This is a genomic window from Streptomyces sp. NBC_01808 (assembly GCF_035917395.1).
Lineage (GTDB): Bacteria > Actinomycetota > Actinomycetes > Streptomycetales > Streptomycetaceae > Streptomyces.
On record NZ_CP109072.1, the window covers coordinates 7,690,770 to 7,712,261 of the forward strand.

Here is a 21,492-nt window from a genome sequence, read left to right on the forward strand (position 1 = left end):
CCCGCCCGGAATCCGAAGGTTCTTCCCGCCCTCTTTCGCGTCTGGAGGAACGAATGTCCGCACGGCTGTACCACCGTGTCCGCAGACGGACGACCACGGTGCTCGCGGCGGCCTTTCTCGTCGGCGGCGTCTGGGCCGCACCCGCCGGCGCCGACCCCGCACCCGATCCCGCACCCGCTCCGGAACGGGCCCCCGGCCCGCAGAACCAGCCCTTCGCCGAACTCCCGCCGCAGGAGCCCGGCGTCACGCTGCGCACGTACGACGTGCAGGTCCCGCTCGACGAGATCTGCACACTCAAGCCCGCGCAGACCCCGAACGTCGACAAGCTCATGCCGCAGATCGACTTCTCGACCGCGGGGGACTTCGGCTTCGAGGACAACTTCGTCTCGCACACCACCGCCAACATCAACGTGCCCCAGGACGGCACGTACACCTTCCGCCTCACCAGCGACGACGGCTCGCGGCTGCTCATCGACAACCAGGTCGTCATCGACCACGACGGGCTGCACGGCACCGATCCCCCCAAGGACGGCACCGTCGAGCTGACCGCCGGCTACCACTCGCTGTTGATCGAGCACTTCGAGCGCGGCGGCGGCCAGCAGGTCACCCTGGCCTGGCAGCCTCCGGGCGCCAGTGGCTTCGCCACCGTGCCGAACTCGGTGCTCAGCACCGACGCCGGCGTCGTCCGCGTCACCGCGCCGGGCCGCAAGGAGTGCGAGGGCTACACCGACTCGCCGGGCGACGGCCTGCCGCTGAACAGCGTCCATCCGGACTTCAAGCTGACCGACCTGCGCCCCGACGGCTTCGAGCCGCAGGTCACCGCGATGGACTGGCTGCCCGACGACCGGCTCGCCGTGACCACCTGGGGCGGCACCGACAACGTCACCGGCGAGGTCTATCTCCTCGACAACGTCACCGGCGACACCTCGCCGGAGAAGGTGACGGTGAAGAAGGTCGCCGAGGGCCTGAAGGAGCCGCAGGGCATCAAGTACGTCGACGGCGACCTCTACGTCTCGCAGAAGCACGAGCTGACGCGGCTGAAGGACAATGACGGCGACGAGGTCACCGACGCGTACGAGACCGTCGCCACCTGGCCGTTCAGCAACAACTTCCACGAGTTCGCCTTCGGCCTGCTCTACAAGGACGGGTACTTCTACCTGAACCTGTCCGTCGCCATCAACTACGGCGGTGCCACCACCGACCCGCAGCCCTCCGAGAACCGCGGCACGACCATCAAGGTCAACCGCACGACGGGCAAGGTCAGTTACGTGGCCGGGGGCCTGCGCACCCCCAACGGCATCGGCTGGGGGCCGAAGGACGACCTGTTCGTCCTCGACAACCAGGGCGGCTGGCTGCCGTCGTCGAAGCTCCTGCACATCAAGCAGGACCGCTTCTTCAACCACTACACCAACCCCGACGGGCCGTTCGACGACAAGCCCGTCACCCAGCCCGTGCTCTGGCTGCCGCAGAACGAGATAGCCAACTCGCCCAGCACGCCGCTGTACATGGACAAGGGCACCTTCGCGGGCCAGCTCCTCTTCGGCGACGTCACCTACGGCGGCATCCAGCGGGCCGACCTGCAGAAGGTCGAGGGTGAGTACCAGGGCGCGGTCTTCCGCATGACCCAGGGCCTGGAGGCCGGCGTCAACCGCATCAGCATGGGCCCCGACGGCGCGATCTACGCCGGCGGCCTGGGCGCGGGCGGCAACTGGGGCCAGCCGGGCAAGCTGAAGCACGGCCTGCAGAAGCTGACGCCCGGCGGGAACGAGGCGTTCGACATCGTCTCCATGGACGCCACCGAGACCGGCTTCGAGATGAGCTACACCAAGCCGCTGTCGCAGGAGACCGCCGACGCGCTCGCCGAGAGCTACTCGGTCACCCAGTGGCGCTACGTCCCCACCCCCGAGTACGGCGGGCCGAAGGTGGGCGAGGAAGTGCTGCCGGTGACCTCCGCGGATCTGTCGGACGACCGCAAGAAGGTCACCCTGGAGATCCTCGGCCTGAAGCCCGGCTACGTGGTGCACGTGCGCTCCCCGCGCCCGTTCACCGCCGAGGGCGGCCAGGAGCTGTGGAGCACCGAGGCGTGGTACACGCTGAACAACATCCCCGGTGACGAGGACCGCGTGCCCACCGCGTACGAGGCCGAGGAGGCCCGGCTGGAGGGCGGCGCGAACCTGGCCGACGACCACGCCGGCCACTCCGGCCGCGGCTTCGTCGCCGGCTACGGCAACAAGGGCGCCTCCACCACGTTCGACGTCACGACCGGGAAGGGAGGCACCTACGACGTCGGACTGCGCTACTCCAACGGCCCGAACCCCTTCACCGGCACCAAGACGGTCAGCATGTACGTCAACGGCACGAAGGTGAAGCAGGCGCAGCTCGCGTCCACCGGCACCTGGAAGGAGTGGACGACCAAGACCGAGAAGGTCTCGCTGCGCGCGGGCAGCAACACCATCCGCTACGTCAACGAGGGCGACGACACCGGGCACGTCAACCTCGACATGATCAGCGTCCACCGCAGCGGCGAGCCCGTCACGCTCTTCGACGGCGCGGACCGCTCCGCCTTCCAGCACGTGGACGGCAGGACGCCGGAGTGGCCGCTGCTCGACGGCGAGGCCATGGAGGTCTGCTGCGGCGACATCCGCACCAAGAAGGCGTACGAGGACTTCAAGCTGCACGTGGAGTTCTGGCTGCCCGAACTGCCGCCGGACGTCACCGGGCAGGACCGCGCCAACAGCGGCGTGTACCTCCAGGAACGGTACGAGGTCCAGATCCTCGACTCGTACGGCAAGGACCCGCTGGCGAACGACGACGCCGCCGCCATCTACAAGAAGAAGGCGGCCGACGTGAACGCGGCGAAGCCGCCGGGGACCTGGCAGACGTACGACATCACCTTCCGGGCCGCCCGCTTCGACGCGGACGGCAAGAAGACCGAGGACGCACGTATCTCGGTGGTGTGGAACGGCGTCAAGGTCCAGGACGACGTCGCCGTCGACGGCCCCACCGGGGCCGGGAAGCCGGAGACGCCGGTCGCCGGCGCCATCCGGCTCCAGGACCACGGCAACGCGGTCCGCTACCGCAACATCACCGTCCAGCCCCTGTGATGATCCGGCGGTGAGCCCCAGCCGGCCCCGGAGCCCACGGCTCCGGGGCCGGTTCCCTTCCGGCACCGCCGTCGCGGGAAAGCGACCAAAGTCGTACCCGCCGCCGCGCTCCGCAGACCTTCGGCCGATCCGCCGCCCCGCCCCGCGTCCGTAGCGTCGCCGGGGACCGGCAGGAAGGACGACCGACGATGGATTCCGGAGCACCCGCGATGTCCCGTGACGACCGCGACGGCGGCGAACCAGACGGCGAGCCCGGCGGCGGACCCGGCGGCGACCGCCTCGCCAAGCGCGCCGCCGCCACGGTGGGCCCCGGTCTGCTGTACCGCCTGCTGCTGCTCGCCGGGCTGCCGGCGCTCGGCCTCTTCCTCGGCTGGCTCGTCCCGCGCGTCGCGGACGAGGTCGCCGGGCTGAAGTGGGCGCCGATGCGGGGCCCGTTCGAGCTGGTGGCCTCCTTTGACGACGGCTGGACCGCGGTCGCGGGCCCCGTCGTCGGGCTGGTGCTGGGGCTGGCCGGCGGGCTCCTCGTGTACGTGCTGGCGATGCGCGTGACCTTCGAGGACGACACCGTACGGATCGACAAGGACGGCGAGTCCCGCATCCTGGCCCGCGCCGAGGTCGCCGCCGCCTTCCTGGACAAGGACCGGCTGGTGATCCTCGACGCCGCCTCCCGCCAACTGCTGTGCAGGCCCACCGACCTGGAGCCCGCCGACCTCGCCCGCGGCTTCACCGCGCACGGCTACCGGTGGCTGCACGAGGACCCGTACGCCGGCTGCTACCACCGCTGGGTCCGCGACTCCGCGGAGCTGTCCGCCGCGGCCAACGCCGTGCTGAAGGCCCGGGAGCACGCGCTCGGGAAGAAGAACGCCACCGACGCGGAGGAACTGCGCGAGGAGGCGCAGCGCCTCGGCTACGTGCTGCGGGACGAGGGCACCCGCCAGTACTGGCGCCCGCTGCGGGCCGAGGCCCCGGAGGACTGAGCGCGGCACGTACGGCGCCGCCCGCGGGACGGTGCCGTACGGGCCGGCCGTGCCGCACGGACGTTCAGTCGAGACCCGGCAGGGCCGCGAGGCGGCGGTGGTCGGCGGGGGAGTCGCGGCGGTCGAGCCGGGTCTCCAGCAGCCGCCTGGCCGCCTCGCACCGGCCGCCCGACACCAGCGCGAACAGCAGCGTCTCCTCCACCACTTCGCGCTGTGCCGCGCTGCCGCCGACCTTGCGCAGCACCGGCCGGATCGACTCCAGCCGCGCCACCGCGTCCGGCCAGCGCTCCTCCAGCACCGCCTCCAGCGCCTCGCAGAGCGGCGCCACGACCTCGCGCTGCACCGGGTCCGCGCCCGCCGCGTGCGTCCGCAGCCGGCGCAGCGCCGCCAGGTCGCCCGCCGCGGTCAGCGCCACCGCGCTGTGCATCGCGGTGAACGGCGTCGCCGGCCGCTCCACGACCTCCCGCTCGACCGCCGCCAGCACGCCCTCCACGGGCTGCTCGCCGGTCCAGCACCCCGACATCCGGGCCCGCCACAGCAGCGACCCCGAGTCCACCAGCGCCCGCACCCCGTTCACCCGGCCCGGCGCCAACTGGGCGAACCAGCGCCGCCGTACCGCGTCCGGGTCGTCGAGCGCCAGCTCGTGCAGGGCGACGTGCCAGGAGAAGTGCGCCCGGTGCGTGGCACCGCGGCCCTGGTCGCCGATCCAGCCGTCCAGCCAGTCCCGCCCGCGCTCGTGGGCCCCGGTCTCGTAGTGCACGTGGGCCAGCGCGTGCACGGCGTGGCCCGCGGCCGGCTCCACGGCCAGCGCCCGGCGGGCCAGCTCCCCGGCCTCGTCGAAGCGGCCGTCGTCCTGCCGCATGAAGGCCAGCAGCGAGGTGTGGAACCAGTGCCCCTCGTACGCGGACGTGGTGCGCTCCACCAGCCTGCGGGCCATCGCGCCGTCCAGGTCGGTGACGCCGGAGAACGCGATGGTCGGCACGGCGACGCTCAGCGCCAGCGCGTCGCCCGGGTACGCGGCCAGGTGCCGGGTCAGCGCCTCGTCGCCGCCGGAGCCGGCGATCCGGCGGGTGACCACCTCCACGAAGGCCCGCTCGCGCTCGTCCGCGCGCTCGCGCGCCGCGCGCTGTGCGTCGGCCAGCGCCCGCGGCACGTCGACGTCGGCGCCGCACTCGTGCCCGACGAGCGCGAGCGCGGCGTGCCCCAGCGCGAAGCCCGGGTCCAGCTCCACGGCGCGGGCGAGCGCGGTCTCGGCGCCGGCGCGGACCTTCAGCAGCCGCTCAAGGCCCGTGCGGTACGCGGCGGCGGCAGCGGCGTGCGTGGAGACGGGCAGGCCGTTGATGTCGGTGGGCCGGCGCCGGCCCCGTACCGGCTCGCGCAGCGGCTCCAGCACGGCGGCGGCGACCTCGGCGGCCTGGACACGGATCTCCGGCACGGCGGTGGTCTCCCACAACTCGCCGCGGCGGGCGGCGCCGAGGGTGAACAGCGGCGGGGGAGGCGCGGCGGGGGAGCCCGCCCGTATCGCCGGGGCGCGGCCGGGGCGCAGCCGGCCGGCGTCGGTGGCCACCCCGATGCCCAGCGGGCCCGGCGTGGCCGTGCCGTCCGCGAGCAGCCCCCGCCACAGCGGGTCGGCGCACTCCTCGACGCGCAGCCCGGGCCCCGTGCAGTCGACCACCCAGCCGACGTGCAGCGTCCGGCCGCCGCTCAGCGTGACGGCCAGGCCGCCGCCGGGACCCTCGGCGACGTCCCGCACCTGCCCGGTGTGCAGCCGCAGCCGCCGCGCGGCCAGGGCCCGCTGCACGGACTCCGCGGTGGCCGGGGGCATGCGGTGCCGGTGGACGTTCCAGCGGGAGGCGTCGCGGGCCAGGAAGTCGGCCCGGTCGTCGTCGGAGAGCCGGGCCCACATCGCCTGCGTCAGCGGGCGCAGCCCGTCCACGGCGGGGCGCCAGTCGCCGTGGGCGCGGACGGCGGCGGCCACGTGTCGGCGTACGGCGGCGCGCAGCTCCGCCAGCGGCAGGCCGGGCAGGCCGGGGTCCGCCTGGAGGGGCGGCAGCGCGGTCAGGGCGTGCGGGCGGGGCAGTTCGCCGCCGCGGGAGACGGCGTGCACGCGGCGGCCGGACCGCTCCAGGCTCAGCGCCATGTCCACGGCGGTCAGGCCGGTGCCGACGAGCAGCACGTCGGCGGCGGCGTGGGCGTCCCCGGCGAGCGTGTCGAGGGCGCCGGGCGCCCAGGGGTCGGGGACGAAGCGGTCGCTGGCGCGCAGGGCCGCAGGGGCCCAGCCGCGGGGGCCGGGCGCGGGTCCGGTGGCGAGGACGACGCTGTCGGCCCGCTGGGTGTGACCGTCGGCGAGGCGCAGGGTGGCGCGCCCGCCGTCGGTCCACGTACAGCCCGTCGCCCTCGTCCGCAGCCGGCTCACCGCGACGGTGCCGTGGGCGCGGATGACGGCCTGGCCGAGGGAGTCCGCGAGATAGGCGCCGTAGCGGTGGCGGGAGACGAAGTCGCAGGCGGAGGCGGACCGCTCGCCGTGGGCGCGGAGCCAGCGCACGAAGTGCGTGGGGTCGTCCGGGTAGCAGCTCATGCCGCCGGCCGGGACGTTCAGCCGGTGCCGCGGGTCGGGGGTGGCGTACGCGACGCCGCGGCCCGCCTCGGGCGCCGGGTCGATCAGCACCAGCTCCAGCGGCGTGCTGCGCCGGATCGCGGTCTCGCAGAGCTGTATCGCGGTCAGTGCCCCGGCGGCGCCCGCGCCGACGACGGCCACGACGTGGCGGGCGGGACCAGCGGCGGGGGGAGACGAAGGCGCGGCCACGGTACCTCCAGCTGAGCCGGGAACGGACTCGTCCATGATCTCGCGTCCCGGGGACCGGTCCACCCCCGGGCACCTGCTTGACGCGACGAGGCTACTGCTTCCATAATTCCTAGCACACCGATGGGAATAGTAGGAATCGGTGGGAGACGGTGAGCGGACCGCGGAGAAGCGGGGCCGCGCCGGACTCCACACAGACGGGCAGGGCCCTTCGCTAACCCGGAGGAGTGCGAAGGGCCCTGCTCCCCTGCTTCCGGCTCCCGTCGGCCGCCTCTCGTGCGCCCGCCCGGGTTCGCGGAAGCGCGCGTACGTGACCGGCGTACGCTCCCGGGCCGCCCCGGCCGGCGCCAGCACCGCCGGCGGGGGAGCCCCTGGGAGTGCACGGCAGCGGCCCCGTACGGCTCAGTGAGCCGTACGGGGCCGCTGCGTTGCCGGCGCCCCGGTCCTCCCGCGGGGGCCGGCGGTCAGGCGGTCGGCGCCAGGTGCTCGCGGAGCGTCCGCCCGCGGTAGCCGGAGCGGAACACCCCGCGCTCGCGCAGCTTCGGCACCAGCCCGTACACGACCGCGAGCAGATCGGTGGCCGCGTGCGCCGGCAGCAGGTGGAACCCGTCGGCCACCCCCTCCGCGTGCCACTCCGCCAGCAGCCCGGCCAGTTCGGCCGGCGGCCCGGCGAAGTGCAGCGTCTCCGCCCGCGGCCGCAGTCCGCGCCCGCCGCCGCGGCCGAGGTCGACCCCGAGGCGCAGCAGCACCCGCAGGGCGTGCGGATCGCGGCCCGCGGCCGCCGCCTGGTGCTTGAGCGCCGCGCGGCAGACCTGGGCGGCGGCCGGGTGCTCGGCGTCCAGGAGCACCACGTCGGCGTGCCGGACGGCCTGCAGCCAGCGCCGGTCGGGACCGTGCACGTCGAGCACCACCGCTACCGGCGGCCGGTGCGGCCGGTGCGGCCGGCGCAGCCGGGCCGCGGACAGGGGGCGGCGGGCGGCGGGGTGCCGGCCCGGCCCGGCGGCGTACGCGCCGCGGCCGTGCGGCTGCGTGCCGAAGGGGCCTTCGCCGGGCAGCGCGGTCCGTACCAGCCAGCCGGCCCTGCCGTCGACGGCCATACGCGCCGCCGCGGACGTCAGCGGCGCGAACCGCCCCGCGGGCAGCGCCGCGACGGCCGGGACGAGCCCGATGCGGCTGGTGGCGCCGGCCGCCCGGGCGAGCACGGCCAGTACGTCGAGCCGTCCCGGGCCGCCCGCGCCGTCGAGCGTGACGAAGTCGAGACCGCCCTGCTCGGCCAGGTGCACCAGCCGGGTCCAGCGCGCGTACGGCGGCGGGTTGCACGCGCCGCCGGCACCGGCGGGGCGGTGGTCGGCGGTCGCGTCGTCGAGGGCTGCGGAGAGGTGGAGCTGGGCGGCCATGGGGAGCTCGCCTTTCGGGATCGGGGGAACCGGAGACGGGGGGCGGGACGGGGGCGCGTCAGGGCTCGACCGGCTCGTACTTGTAGCCCATGCGCCGGACCGTCACGATCCGGTGCCGGTGCGCCGCGCCGAGCTTGCGGCGCAGCCGCGCGACGTGGACGTCCACCGTGCGGCCGTCGCCGACGTGGCTGTAGCCCCAGACGGTGGTCACCAGCGACTCGCGCGAGTGCACCCGCCGCGGGTGGGCGACGAGATGGGCGAGCAGCTCGAACTCCAGGAACGTCAGGTCCATCGGCTGCCCGTCCACCTCGGCCACCCGCCGCTCCACGTCGATGCGTACGGGCCCGCCGCCGGGCGGCGCGTCCGGCGGTCCCGCGCTCTGCGGCGCCCGCTGCAGCGGCGCGGCGTCGGCGCCCTCGGCCAGCAGGTCCGCGGGATCGAGGCCCGGCGGCACCAGCACGACGTAGCCGAGGAGCGGCTTGCCGTCCGCGGTGCGCTCGCCGTGCGGCGCGGGCTCGCGCACCAGGCGCAGATGGCGTACGGCGCCCGCGGCTTCGCCCCCGGCTGCCGGGGCGGGGAGTGAGTGGGTCATCGGTCGGTCTCCTTCTGGTGGTCGGAGCGGGACGGGCGGTCAGCCGGCGGCCGGCGCGGGGTACGGCAGCAGACCGGAGTCGGTCTTCTCCCACGCGGTGCGCAGCCGGGCCAGCAACTCGGGTCGTACGGACGCCTTGTCGGCCCGCTCGCGCGGGTCGTGGGCGAGGTCGAAGAGGCGGTCCGCGCCGTCCTTGCCGCGGTGGTACTTCCAGTCGCCGCGGCGCAGCGCCCGCTCGCCGCGCACCCGCCAGAACAGGTCGCGCTCCGGCGGTTCCTCGCCGCGCAGCAGGTAGCCGGCGAGGCTGCGGCCGTCCAGCGGGTGGGAGGCGGCCGGGCGGGCGCTGCCCAGCTCCAGCAGCGTGGCGGTCCAGTCGGGGGAGTACAGCGGCACGTGGCTGACCTGGCCGCCGTCGAGGCGCGCGGGCCAGCGGGCGATCTGCGGTATGCGTATCCCGCCCTCCTGCAGCGACGCCTTCTCGCCGGACAGCGGCCACCGGTGGGACCAGCGCTCGCCGCCGTTGTCGCTGGCGAAGACGACCAGGGTGTCCCGCTCCTGGCCGCTCGCGCGCAGCGCGGCGAGCACCTCGCCGACGGAGCGGTCGAGGTCCTCGACCATCTCGCGGTACTTCTCCAGCGAGCCGCCGTCCGCGTGCCACAGGGCGCGGCGGTCGCCGGCCTTGATACGGCGGACGATCTCCGCGCTCTCCGCCTCGTCGCCGTCGGCGATCCACGGCCAGTGCGGGGTGGTGAAGTTGAGGTTGAGCAGCCACGGCTGCCGGTCGCGGGTGCGCAGGTGCCGGACCGCGCGCTCGGTGAGCACCCTGGTGTAGTAGCGCAGGTCGCGGTATTCGACCTCGCCCTCGTACAGGTCGTACTCGCCGCCGGAGCCGAGCTTGGAGTAGTACTCCAGGGCGCCGCCGAAGTTGCCGAAGAAGCTGTCCCAGCCGGAGCGCGTGGGGCTGTAGTCGGGCAGGTAGCCGCAGTGCCACTTGCCGATGAGCGCCGTGGCGTACCCGGCGTCGCGCAGCAGCGACGCCAGCGTCGGGTGCCCGGGCTCCAGGCCCGCCGACTTGTCGGCGATCGGCTCGGCGAGCCCGCCTTCCGTACGGCCCGGGTGCCGGCCCGTGTAGAGCGAGAAGCGGGTCGGGGAGCAGGTCGCGGAGCCCGAGTACGCCTGGGTGAACCGCACGCCCTGGCGGGCGAGCCGGTCCAGGTGCGGGGTGCGGATGTGCGGCGAGCCGTAGCTGGAGAGGTCGGCCCAGCCGAGGTCGTCGGCGAGGACGAAGAGGATGTTGGGCCGCCGCGCCGTGCGCTCGGCGGCGGCGCGGAAGGGGGTTTCGGGGTTCTGGGCGGCGGCGGGCGAGGCGGCGGTGCCGAGGGCGGCCGCGGTGGCGGCGGAGCCCAGCAGTCCGCCGAAGGCGCGGCGGGACGGCGAGGAGGACATGGGTCTCCCGAGGACGGAGGGCAGGGGGAGCCGGCCCACCGGCGCGCGGACGGCGACGGCCGCGGCGCGGGCGGGGGCAGGGGTGCGGAGGAAGTCGTCCGGCGGCTAGCCGTGACGGCAGACGGCGCTGGCCACGTGACAGAAGTCGACGTGCCTGCGACGGAAGAGAAGCGCCCGCGTCGAGGACATGCCCCCCATCCTGCGTACCGCGCTGGCCTGCGTCAATGGTTTTCCTAGAAAATTGGTCGGAAAACTGTGGAACGGCTGAATGCCGCCCTCCGGTCGGGGGTACGGGAGGGTCGCGGCGGGCCCGCTAGCGGGCCGGGTCCGGCGCGAGGCGCAGCGCGGCGATGGCCGTGGCGAGCATCTCGTAGTGCCCGGCGAGCAGCAGCAGTTCGATGGCCTCCTGCTCGTCCAGGTGGATCCGCAGCCGCCGCCAGAGCGCGTCGTCGAGGTCCCGGTCGCGGTGCAGCGCGTCGACGGCGGCGAGCAGCGCGCCCTCCCGCTCCGTCCACCCGTCCGCACCGGGGCCCGCCTCGACCCGGGCGACGTCGGCGGGGGTCAGCCCGGCCCGGTGGCCGAGCCTGCGGTGGTGCTCGAACTCGTACGCGCAGCCGCACAGATGCGCCACCCGCAGGATCACCAGCTCCGTCTCCCGGCGCGGCAGTGTGCCGCGGGGCATCAGCCGGCCGGCGAACCGCAGCCAGCCCCGGAACAGCCGGCGGTGCCGGCCCAGGACGAGGAAGAGCGCGGGCGGCCGGGTGCCGGCGACGCGGCCCGCCGCACGGCTGAGCAGCCAGGTCGCCGCGCCGACGTCGCGGCGCCCGCCGGGGGCGATGCGCGGCGCGCTCACCGCGCATCGCCCCCGTCCAGCCGCGGGCTCGGGTCGCCGCCCGGGGCGGTCCGCTCGGGCGGGGCGAGGACCGCGCGGCGGAGCAGCCGGTGGGTGGCGGAGTTCATCGCCCGCATCGCCAGCGCGTACAGCGGCGGCGCCGCGCGCTGCAGCCCGTGCGCGGCCCGTACCCGCCCGGAGGTGTGCACCAGGTAGCGGTTGCGTGCCACGCCCTTGAGGATCATCCCGGCGACCGCCTCCGGCGCCTCCGCCTGCCTGCGGAAGCCCGCCTGGAGCCGCTTGAACGCCTTGCTCCCCTTGTCCACGCCGACGATCTCCACGGTCTCGGTCAGCGGCGTGTCCACCGCGCCCGGGCAGACCAGGCTGACGCCGATGCCGTGCCGGCGCAGGTCGAAGCGGAGCACCTCGGAGACGCCGCGCAGCCCGAACTTGCCCGCGCTGTACGCCGCGTGCCACGGCAGCCCGAGCAGGCCCGCCGCCGAGGAGACGTTGACCAGGTGCCCGCCGCGGCCGCCCGCGATCATCGGCGGCACGAACGCCTCGATGACATGCACGGGACCCATCAGGTTGACCTCGACCATGGCGCGCCAGTGCCGGTGCTCCAGATGCTCCACCGTGCCCCACGCCGAGATCCCGGCGATGTTCATCACCACGTCCATCGGCCCGTCCGCCGCGGCGTGCACGCCGTCGGCCACGGCCCGTACGGCGTCGAGGTCGGCGATGTCGGCGGCGCCCGCGTAGCGCACGGTCCCGCCCCGGGCGCGTATCCGCGCGGCGGTGGCGTCGAGGCGGTCCCCGTCCAGGTCGGTGAGGAACAGCTCCGCGCCGCGGTCCGCGGCCAAAGCGGCGGTGGCGCGGCCGATGCCGCCCGCCGCGCCGGTGACGAAGATCCGCCGTCCCGTCAGGTCACTGAGCCCCGGTCGCTTCATCTACCGCACGGTAACGTCCCGCGCCCGCGACCGGAATGGGGCGAGCGGCCACCGGTGCCCGCGGGCCGCGCTGCGGCGGCCCGCGGGGTCGCCGGTGCTACGCGGCCGGGTCCAGCCGCTGGACCGGCCCGCCGAGGTCCAGCACGTACAGCTCCCCGTCGCCGCCCTGGACGAAGGAGATCACCTCGCCGCCGCTGACACCGAGGTCGCTCTCGCCGGTGACCTCGGTGTCAGCGGCGGCGAGCGCGCGGACGGTGCCGTCGCAGTAGTCGCTGAACAGGTACCGGCCCGCCAGGTCCGGGATCGCCTCGCCGCGGTAGACGAAGCCGCCGGTGACCGAGCAGCCGAGCCCGTCGCGGCCGTACTCGTGCACCGGGGGCACGTGGTTCGCCGGCTCCTCGCCGTCGAAGACCTCCGAGCCCTCCATCCGGCCCCAGCCGTAGTTCTCGCCGCCGGGGCTGTCGGCCGGGGCGTAGTCGATCTCCTCGACCCGGTTCTGCCCGACGTCGCCGATCCACAGGTCGCCGGTCTCGGCGTCGAAGGAGAACCGCCACGGGTTGCGCAGCCCGTACGCCCAGATCTCGTCCCGTGCGCCGGCGTCGTCCACGAAGGGGTTGTCCTCGGGGATCGCGTACGGGTCGCCGCCGCCCGGGTCGATCCGCAGCAGCTTGCCGAGCAGGGTGTTCAGGTTCTGGCCGTAGTCGTGCGGGTCGCCGCCCGCGCCGCCGTCGCCGAGGGCGATGTACAGCATCCCGTCGGGGCCGAAGGCGATCTGGCCGCCGTTGTGGTTGGCGTACGGCTGCTCCTGGGTGAGGACGGTGCGCCGCGAGCCCGGGTCGAGTTCGCCGTCGGCGACGGCGAACTCGTCGACCGTGCTGGTGCCCTCCCGGTCCGTGAAGGAGACGTAGAAGTGCTCGAACTCCGGGTCGAAGGCGATGCTGAGCAGCCCGCGTTCGCCGTCGGTCGTCGTGTCGCCCGAGATGTCCAGCACGGGCTCGCCGAGGCCGGAGTCGGTGAGGACGCGGACGGTGCCGGCGCGTTCGGCGATCCAGACCGTGTCACCGGGGCCCGCGGTGCCGGCGCTCGGGTTCTTCGCCTCGGCCACGGTGGTCAGCTCGACCGCCGCCTGCCCGGACTTCGCGGGCGGGTCCGCGCTGGCCGCGGAGAGGGCGACGCCGGAGACGGCGAGGCAGAACCCGGCGGCGATCGCCGAGATGGTACGCACTCTCATGGTGACCCTCCTGGGGTGGGGTCGAGGGTGTGGGGGAACGGTGCGTGCGCTCGCACGGCCGGGGCGATACCCCTGGTGCGCAGGAGGATAACCCGCGCGCCGTTCCCGTTGAATACCGCAACCTCGCCCCGGGGGAGGGGAGTCCGGGCCGCCGTCCGCCCCGCCGGGCGGGTGCCGGGGAGCCGGACGGCGGCGCCTACGGCGGTGAAGCGCCGCGCGCCGCGGGGGACTTCGCACCGCGGGAGGGGCAGGACGTGTCCCGCGGTCCGCCGCGGCGCGCGGCGCCGTCTCTCAGAGCTTCCCGGCGCCGGCGCCGCCGGTCACGGTGCTCTTGACGCCCTGCGCGGGCTGCACGGAATAGCTGTACGGGATGTCCGCGACGGACCCGCCGGCCTCACCGGTGCCGGAGTTCTGGAAGTGGTTGCCGCGGGCCTCGATGGTGCCGGGTCCTGAGCTGGCCTCGCCGAGGTGGAACGGGTCCTCGGTGTTCTCGAAGTAGTTGCCCTCGATCAGCACGCCGGCGTCCTCGGTGGAGGCGACGCCGTACGAGCCGATGTCGTCGTAGTAGTTGTTGAGCACGTGCACCGGGTTGCCGAAGCGGACCCGCGGGTTGCGCTGGTTGGTGCCGTCGAACCAGTTGAAGGCGTACGTGACGTGCAGGGCGTCGGCGTCCTCGCCGGCGTTGGAGTCGCTGTGGCCGAGCAGCGCGTTCTTGTCCTGGCCGTGGAAGCGGTTCCACGAGACCGTGATGTCGTTCGACGCGCGCTTGATGTCCAGGTTGCCGTCGTTCGCGTCCGTCAGCGTGTTGTGGTCCAGCCAGACGTCCGTGGAGTACTGGACGTTGACGTTGTCGTCGTCGCTGCCCGAGATCGTCAGGTTCTGCACGATGACGTTGCTGACCTCGCTGATGTTCAGTCCGCCGCCGCCGGTGATGCGGCCGTTGCCGCCGACGCCGACGACGGTCTTGTCGGACGCGACCTTGGTCATGCCGCCGAGCTGGATGGTGCCGTCGACCTGGACGATCCGCGGTCCGTCGCTCTGCACCGCGGCGGTGAACGCGGCCGCGTCCGACACCCTCACGGTCGGACCGCCGGCCCCGCCGGTGGTGCCGGCGCCGAAGCCGATCGGGGCGGCCGCGGCCGGGGCGGCGTCGTCGGCCAGCGCGCCCGGGACCAGCAGGGCGGCGGTGGCGGCTGCGGTGGCCGTCGCGGTGGCGACGACGGACATGGTGCGGGGCTTCCTCCTGTGCGTGCGCATGTGCTGCTCTCCGTCCGGTACGTGTGCGGGTGGGGGGATGCGCGCCCGCGTGGCGGCGGCACGCTCCGGCCGTGGGTTGCCGCCGGACGGCGGGAGGTTGCCGCTCGCGGTACCGGAACGGAGGTGCGAAGCCCCGGGCGTCGTACGGGACTTCGGGCAGGGCCGGGAAGCGGAGGGCCCGGCGCCCCTACGGGCCGGCCGGCGGCTCCGCCGGCGCCGCGGTGCTCTGCCGTACCACCAGCCGGGTGGCCAGCTCCATGCGCAGCGCCCCCTTGCCGGGCTCGCGCGGCCGCAGCAGCATCTGCGCCGCCTCCTCCGCCATCTGCCGCAGCGGCTGGTGGACGGTGGTGAGCGCGGGGCTGGACCACTGGGCCAGGGGCACGTCGTCGTAGCCGACGACGGACAGCTCGTCCGGCACGCTCAGCCCCTTCAGCCGGGCCGCCTCCAGCACCCCGAGTGCCTGGAGGTCGCTGCCGGCGAACACGGCGGTGGGCCGGCCGGGCCCGTCGAGGAGCTCCATGGCGTGGTCGAAGCCGCCCTGGACGTGGAAGTCGCCGAAGCGGACCTGCGCCGGGTCGACGTCGAGTCCGGCCATGGCCATCGCCGAGCGGTAGCCGTCGAGCCGGGCGAGGGAGCACATCATGTCCTCGGGGCCCGTGATGATGGCGATCCGCCGGTGGCCGCGCTCGATGAGGTGGCGGGTGGCGGCCATGCCGCCGGACCAGTTGGCGGAGCCGACGGAGGGCACGTCGGGCTCGGGGTCGCCCGCCGGGTCGACGATGACGAACGGGATGGCGCGCGAGCGCAGCTGCTTCTTCACCCGGTCGGGCAGCGTGGAGAAGACGAGCACCACGCCCAGCGGGCGGCGGCGCAGGACGCCCTCGATCCAGTCGGGGTCCGGCGCGTGCCGCGTACCGCTCTCGGTGAGGACGACGCTCGCGTGGTTCTGCTTGGCGACGTTCTCCACGCCGCGGATCAGCTCCATCGCCCAGACGCTCTCCAGCTCGTGGAAGACCAGCTCGATGAGCGGCGCCTGTGGGGCGGCCTGGGCCCGGCGGCGGTAGCCGTGGGTCTCCAGCAGTTGCTCGACTTTCGTGCGCGTGGGCCGAGAGACATCGGATCGCCCATTGAGAACTTTCGAAACCGTCGAGAGGGACACCCCGGCCTGGGTCGCCACCTCGGCCAGGGTCACGCGGCCGTCCACGTCGTCGTCTTCACGCATGGTTCGAAGGATAAGGCACGGTCAGCGGTAACGGTTTGGTCGCGCGGCCGCAGGCCCGTTGACCGTCTGCGGTCGCTCGCCTACTGTCCAGCCCTACATCGACTTTCGGTAATCGGGACGAAATTTTCGAGAGGCGTACGTATGAAGACTCGAAGGCGGATGCCCCGCATACTCGCCGGCGGCGTGGCGCTGGGGCTCACGCTGACCCTGGCGGCCTGCGGCGACGACGGCGGATCGGCCTCCGGCGAGAACGAGTTCACCGTCCTCGTCTACGGCGACGCCACCAACAAGGTGGAGAAGAAGCTCGTCGACGAGTTCAACAAGACGTCCGAGGTCAAGGCCCGTCTGGACACCATCCCGGGCGCCGACTACCAGCAGAAGCTGCAGACGATCATCAGCACCCCGCAGGCCCCCGACGTCTTCTTCCACTGGGGCGGCGGCAGCATCAAGCCGTTCGTCGACGCCGACCTCCTGCTGCCGCTGGACGACTTCATCAAGAAGGACCCGGGCCTGAAGGACAACTTCCTGCCCTCGGTCTTCGACGCCTCGGTGGTGGACGGCAAGGCGTACGGCGTCCCGATGCGCGGCACGCAGCCGGTGATGCTCTTCCACAACAAGAAGGTGCTGGCCGACGCCGGCGTGGACCCGCCCGAGACCTGGGACGACCTGCTGGCAGCGGTGGCGGAGCTGAAGGACGCCGGCGTCACCCCCATCGCGCTCGGCGGCGGTGACATGTGGCCCACCCAGATGTGGTTCCAGTACCTCTACGACCGCATCGCGGGACCCGAGTTGTTCCAGCAGGCGCTGGACGGCGACAAGGAGGCGTGGGCGAGCGACGACAGCCGGCGGGCGCTCGGCATGATCCGCGAACTCGTCGACGCCGGCGCGTTCGGCGACACGTACGACTCGGTGAAGTTCACCAACGACGGTTCCCCCCAGCTCGTCTCCACGGGCAAGGCGGGCTTCGAGCTGATGGGCTCCTGGTACTACTCCACCCAGCAGAGCCTGGACGAGACCTTCGCCGCCGAGGACCTCGGCTACAGCGCCTTCCCGTCCGTCGACGGCGGCAAGGGCGACCCGGCGAACCTCGCGGGCAACACCAACAACTACTACTCGGTGATGAAGAAGGCCGAACACCCCGAGGCCATCGCGGAGTTCCTGAAGCTCATGTACTCCGACCAGTTCGTCAAGGACCAGTTGTCCATCGGCAACCTGCCGACCACGACCAACACCGCGGAATTCCTCGACGAGGCGGCGAGCCCCGAGTACTCGAAGTTCCAGTACGACCTGGTCGAGAAGGCACCGCACTTCCAGCTCTCCTGGGACCAGGCATATCCGCAGGCCGCCGCTACCGACATGCACAAGGCCGTCCAGCAGTTCTTCAACGGACAGCTCGACGAGGACGGCTTCATCTCCGCCATGCAGGCCCTCCCGACGTCCTGACGACCCATGACCACACAGATGACGCGCGTCCGTCCCGCCGCCCCGGTCAAGGAGCGGCGCCGGACGCGGACCACGAACGTGGCCGACGTGGGCCGCCCGGGTTTTCTCTGGGCGGCCCCCGCCACGCTGTTCTTCGCCGCCTTCGCCGTCATACCGCTGCTCATGGTCGTGGTGCTGTCCTTCATGGCCTGGGACGGCATCGGCGACCCGGAGTTCACCGGGCTCGACAACTGGAGGCGGGTCCTCGACGACCCCGTGATGATCAAGAGCATCTGGCTGAGCCTGCTGCTCACCGGGCTCGGCGTGGCGATCCAGACGCCGCTGAGCGTCATGCTCGGCGTCTGGGCGGCGGGCCACCAGAAGAACCGCGCGGTGCTCTCGGCCATCTACTTCGTCCCGCTGCTGCTGTCCGCCACCGCCGTCTCCGTCGTCTGGCGCGCCCTGCTCGACCCCAACTTCGGCGTGCCCGCCGAGGCCACCTGGCTCTTCGGGGACGGCAACCTCTTCGGTGAGCAGGCGACCGCGATCGGCGTCCTGGCCTTTGTCAGCACCTGGCAGTTCACCCCGTTCCACACCCTGATCTACCAGGGCGCGGCGCGAGCCGTCCCGCCCGTGCTCTACCAGGCGGCGGAGATCGACGGAGCCGGGCGCTACCGCCAGTTCTTCCACGTCACGCTGCCGCAACTGCGCAACGCGATCATGACGTCGACGATCCTCATGGTCGTCGGCGGGCTCACCACCTTCGAGACCGTCCTGATCCTCACCCAGGGCGGCCCGGGCACCGACACCACCATCAGCGCTTACTACATGTACGAACGGGCCTTCAAGAGCTTCGACTACGGCGCCGGCGCGGCCATCGCGGTCGTCCTGGTCGCGGCGGCGACGGTCATCTCGCTGATCATGGTGCGGCTGTCCGGCTACGACAAGATGCGCGGCACCACGGAGGGCCTGTGATGAGGCGTCGTCCCCACTACCTCGCCGGTGCCGGCTCGCTGGTCTGGCTCCTCCTCATCGCCCTGCCGCTGTACGTCATGATCACGGCGACGCTGCAGACCCGGCAGGACTTCGCCCAGGGCGGGCCGCTCGGCTTCCCCGACGACATCACCTTCGGCAACTTCACGGGCGCCTTCGACACCGGCTTCGGCAGGTACTTCCTCAACACCCTGCTCGTCACCGTCTGCGTCGTCGGCATCGTGCTGCTGCTCGTGCCGCCGCTGTCGTACGCCATCGTGCGCAGCCGCGGCCCGGTCACCACCGGCGTCTTCCGGCTCTTCCTGCTGGGCCTGGCCATCCCGCTGCAGGCCGTGATCGTCCCGATGTTCTACCTCATCAGTGAGGCCGGGCTCTACGACAACCTCATCGGCGTCATCCTGCCCACGGCCGCCTTCTGCCTGCCCGTCTCCGCGCTGATCCTCAGCGGCACCATGCGCGACATCTCCAGGGAGCTGTTCGAGGCCATGGCCATGGACGGCGCCAGCCCCCGGCGGATGTTCTTCCAGCTGGTGCTCCCGCTCTCCCGGGGCGGGCTCGCGACCATCGTGGTCTTCTCCGCCCTCCAGGCGTGGAACGGCTTTCTGTTCCCGCTCGTCCTGACCCAGTCCGAATCCACCAAGGTGATCACGCTCGGCCTCTACAACTTCCAGACCGAGCGCGGCATCGACGCGCCCGGGCTGCTGGCCGCCGTGGTCCTGTCGATGATTCCCGTCCTGCTCGTCTACCTGTTCGCCCGGCGTGCCCTGGTCCAGGGCCTCATGGGCGTCGGAGGAAAGTGACCGCGAACGTGGCAGTAGAGACACCCCGGGCAGACGCCCCGGACACGGCCACCCCCGTGTGGAACGACCCCGCACACGACATCGGCACCCGCGTGGCGGCGCTGATCGCCGCCATGAGCGTGGAGGAGAAGGTCGCCCAGCTCTTCGGGGTCTGGGTCGGCGCCTCCGCAGAAGGCGGCGAAGTGGCGCCGTACCAGCACGAGATGGAGGAGGCCGTCGACCTCGGCGCGCTGCTGCCCGCAGGGCTCGGCCAGTTGACGCGGCCGTTCGGCACCGCGCCCGTCGACCCCGCGCTCGGCGCGCTGTCGCTGCAGCGCACCCAGGAGCGGGTCGTGGCCGCCGGGCGCTTCGGCATCCCGGCCGTCGCCCACGAGGAGTGCCTGGCCGGCTTCGCGACCTGGGGCGCGACCGCGTACCCCGTGCCGCTGTCGTGGGGCGCGACGTTCGACCCGGCGCTGGTGCGGCGGATGGCCGCGGCGATCGGCCGGGACATGCGGGCCGTGGGCGTCCACCAGGGGCTCGCGCCGGTCCTGGACGTCGTACGCGACGCGCGCTGGGGCCGGGTGGAGGAGACCATCGGCGAGGATCCGTACCTCGTCGGCACGGTGGCCACCGCGTATATCCAGGGCCTGCAGTCAGCCGGCGTCCTCGCCACCCTCAAGCACTTCGTCGGCTACTCCGCCTCCCGCGCCGGGCGCAACCTCGCGCCGGTACCCGTGGGCGAGCGCGAGCGCGCGGACGTGCTGCTGCCGCCGTTCGAGATGGCGCTGCGGGAGAGCGGTGTGGGGTCGGTGATGAGCTCGTACACCGACACCGACGGCGTGCCCTCCGCGGCCGACGCGTCGCTGCTGACCGGGCTGCTGCGGGACACCTGGGGCTTCGAAGGCACCGTCGTGGCCGACTACTTCGGCATCTCGTTCCTCCGTACGCTGCACGGCGTGGCCGGCGACTGGGCCGGCGCCGCCGGCGCCGCGCTCGCGGCCGGGGTGGACGTGGAGCTGCCGACGGTCAAGACCTTCGGGCCGCCGCTGCTCGCGGCGCTCGCGGACGGGCGGGTCGACGAGGGCCTGGTCGACCGCGCGCTGCGCCGGGTGCTGACGCAGAAGGTCCGGCTGGGACTGCTGGACCCCGGCTGGTCGCCGGTGCCGGAAGCGCTGGCGGACGCGGGCGCGGGAGCGGAACCGGACGCGGTGCGCGGCACCGTGGACCTGGACTCCGCCGGCAACAGGGAGCTGGCCCGCGAGGTCGCCGAGCAGGCCGTGGTGCTCCTCGCCAACGACGGCACCCTGCCGCTGCACCGCCCGCGCCGTATCGCCCTCGTCGGCCCCAACGCCGAGGAGCCGCACGCCGTCCTCGGCTGCTACTCGTTCCCCGTCCACGTCGGCGTCAAGCACCCCGCGACCCCGGTCGGGATCGGGCTGCCCACGCTCCACGAGGCGCTGCGCCGGGAGTTCCCGGACGCCACCGTCACCGTCGCCGCCGGCTGCTCCGTCGACGGCCCGGAGACGGACGGCATCGCCGGGGCGGTACGGGCCGCCCGCGCGGCCGACGTCGTGATCGCGGCGCTCGGCGACCGCGCCGGGCTCTTCGGCCGCGGCACCAGCGGCGAGGGCTGCGACGCGGAGTCGCTGGCGCTGCCCGGCGTCCAGCAGGACCTGCTCGACGCCCTGCTGGACAGCGGGACCCCGGTGGTGCCCGTGCTGCTGGCCGGGCGCCCGTACGCGCTCGGGCGGGCGGCGGACGAGGCGGCCGCGATCGTGCAGTCCTTCTTCCCGGGCGAGGAGGGCATGACGGCCGTGGCCGGCGTGCTCGGCGGGCGGACGAACCCGTCGGGCCGGCTGCCCGTCAGCGTGCCGCGCGGCCCGGGGGCGCAGCCGACGACGTACCTCGCACCCCGGCTGGGCCAGGCGAACGAGGTGTCCAACATCGACCCGACCGCGGCGTTCGCGTTCGGCCACGGGCTCTCGTACACGACCTTCGCCTGGTCAGGACTGGAGGTGGCGGCCCACGAGTGCGCCACCGACGGCGAGTTCGCGCTGTCGTTCACCCTCCGCAACACCGGCGGGCGGGACGGCACCGAGGTCGTCCAGCTCTATCTGCACGACCCCGTGGCCTCCGTCGTGCAGCCCGTGCAGCGCCTCGTCGGCTACGCCCGGGTGGCGCTGCGCCCGGGGGAGGAGCGCCGGGTACGGGCCGTCGTGCCGGCCGACGTGGCGTCGTTCACCGGCCGCGACGGGCGCCGGGTGGTGGAGCCGGGCGCGCTGGAGCTGCGGCTCTCCGCGTCGAGCGCGGCGCCGCGGCTCACCGCGGAGGTGACGCTGACCGGCCCGCCGCGGTACGTGGACCACACCCGCAGGATGCACGCCGAGTTCGACCCGCACCGGGACCCGGGCACCCCGGCCGCGGCGCCGGACGGCGAGCCGCACGGCGGGTGAGAGCCCCCTGACAGCCCGGCCGCCGGCCGGG

At 73.7% G+C, this 21,492-nt stretch carries 15 protein-coding genes; 6 read left to right on the top strand and 9 right to left on the bottom strand.

All coding sequences use genetic code 11. The features are described from left to right. The first annotated feature begins 53 nt into the window (after positions 1-53). Positions 54-3,104 carry a family 16 glycoside hydrolase gene (locus OG946_RS33780; RefSeq protein WP_326799741.1) on the top strand — a complete coding sequence of 1,017 codons (3,051 nt, stop codon included), beginning with the start codon at positions 54-56 and terminating at the stop codon, positions 3,102-3,104. Positions 3,105-3,292: 188 nt separating this feature from the next. Continuing rightward, on the top strand, positions 3,293-4,081 hold the full coding sequence (locus OG946_RS33785; protein WP_326799742.1) for a YqeB family protein: 789 nt from the start codon (positions 3,293-3,295) through the stop codon (positions 4,079-4,081). Positions 4,082-4,145: 64 nt separating this feature from the next. Here OG946_RS33785 and OG946_RS33790 read toward each other — a convergent pair whose 3' ends face one another. The 9 genes from OG946_RS33790 to OG946_RS33830 all read right to left on the bottom strand — a co-directional run bounded on the left by OG946_RS33790 (position 4,146) and on the right by OG946_RS33830 (position 15,811). Next, positions 4,146-6,839: an FAD/NAD(P)-binding protein gene (locus OG946_RS33790; RefSeq protein ID WP_326800446.1), complete on the bottom strand. Its 2,694-nt coding sequence runs from the start codon at positions 6,837-6,839 to the stop codon at positions 4,146-4,148. A 509-nt stretch (positions 6,840-7,348) separates the two neighbouring features. After that, positions 7,349-8,281: an LLM class flavin-dependent oxidoreductase gene (locus tag OG946_RS33795; RefSeq protein WP_326799743.1), complete on the bottom strand. Its 933-nt coding sequence runs from the start codon at positions 8,279-8,281 to the stop codon at positions 7,349-7,351. A gap of 58 nt (positions 8,282-8,339) precedes the next feature. Continuing rightward, positions 8,340-8,873: a winged helix-turn-helix domain-containing protein gene (locus tag OG946_RS33800; protein WP_326799744.1), complete on the bottom strand. Its 534-nt coding sequence runs from the start codon at positions 8,871-8,873 to the stop codon at positions 8,340-8,342. Between the two features lie 39 nt (positions 8,874-8,912). Continuing rightward, entirely contained in the window at positions 8,913-10,319 is a 1,407-nt protein-coding gene (locus tag OG946_RS33805; RefSeq protein WP_326799745.1) for a sulfatase family protein, read from the bottom strand. Positions 10,320-10,632: 313 nt separating this feature from the next. Next, complete coding sequence (locus OG946_RS33810; protein WP_326799746.1) at positions 10,633-11,172, bottom strand: carboxymuconolactone decarboxylase family protein; 540 nt, start codon at positions 11,170-11,172, stop codon at positions 10,633-10,635. Then, entirely contained in the window at positions 11,169-12,101 is a 933-nt protein-coding gene (locus OG946_RS33815; RefSeq protein ID WP_326799747.1) for an SDR family oxidoreductase, read from the bottom strand. The genes OG946_RS33810 and OG946_RS33815 overlap by 4 nt, the downstream gene beginning before the upstream one ends. 97 nt (positions 12,102-12,198) lie before the next feature. Then, complete coding sequence (locus tag OG946_RS33820) at positions 12,199-13,332, bottom strand: PQQ-dependent sugar dehydrogenase (RefSeq protein WP_326799748.1); 1,134 nt, start codon at positions 13,330-13,332, stop codon at positions 12,199-12,201. 291 nt (positions 13,333-13,623) lie between these two features. Further along, complete coding sequence (locus tag OG946_RS33825; protein ID WP_326799749.1) at positions 13,624-14,589, bottom strand: pectate lyase family protein; 966 nt, start codon at positions 14,587-14,589, stop codon at positions 13,624-13,626. A 187-nt stretch (positions 14,590-14,776) separates the two neighbouring features. Then, positions 14,777-15,811, bottom strand: a complete 1,035-nt coding sequence (locus tag OG946_RS33830) for a LacI family DNA-binding transcriptional regulator (RefSeq protein WP_326799750.1) — start codon at positions 15,809-15,811, stop codon at positions 14,777-14,779. Positions 15,812-15,952: 141 nt separating this feature from the next. Between OG946_RS33830 and OG946_RS33835 the strand changes: the two genes are divergently transcribed. The 4 genes from OG946_RS33835 to OG946_RS33850 are packed head-to-tail and all read left to right on the top strand — an operon-like array spanning position 15,953 to position 21,461. Next, positions 15,953-17,254: an ABC transporter substrate-binding protein gene (locus OG946_RS33835; RefSeq protein ID WP_326799751.1), complete on the top strand. Its 1,302-nt coding sequence runs from the start codon at positions 15,953-15,955 to the stop codon at positions 17,252-17,254. 6 nt (positions 17,255-17,260) lie between these two features. Beyond that, complete coding sequence (locus OG946_RS33840; protein WP_326799752.1) at positions 17,261-18,208, top strand: carbohydrate ABC transporter permease; 948 nt, start codon at positions 17,261-17,263, stop codon at positions 18,206-18,208. Beyond that, positions 18,208-19,026 (top strand): carbohydrate ABC transporter permease, encoded by an 819-nt coding sequence (locus tag OG946_RS33845; RefSeq protein WP_326799753.1) that lies wholly within the window; start codon positions 18,208-18,210, stop codon positions 19,024-19,026. The genes OG946_RS33840 and OG946_RS33845 overlap by 1 nt, the downstream gene beginning before the upstream one ends. Beyond that, a complete protein-coding gene (locus OG946_RS33850) occupies positions 19,023-21,461 on the top strand; it encodes a beta-glucosidase (RefSeq protein WP_326799754.1) in 2,439 nt (812 codons plus the stop codon). Before OG946_RS33845 ends, OG946_RS33850 begins: the two co-directional genes overlap by 4 nt. Positions 21,462-21,492 lie beyond the last annotated feature (31 nt).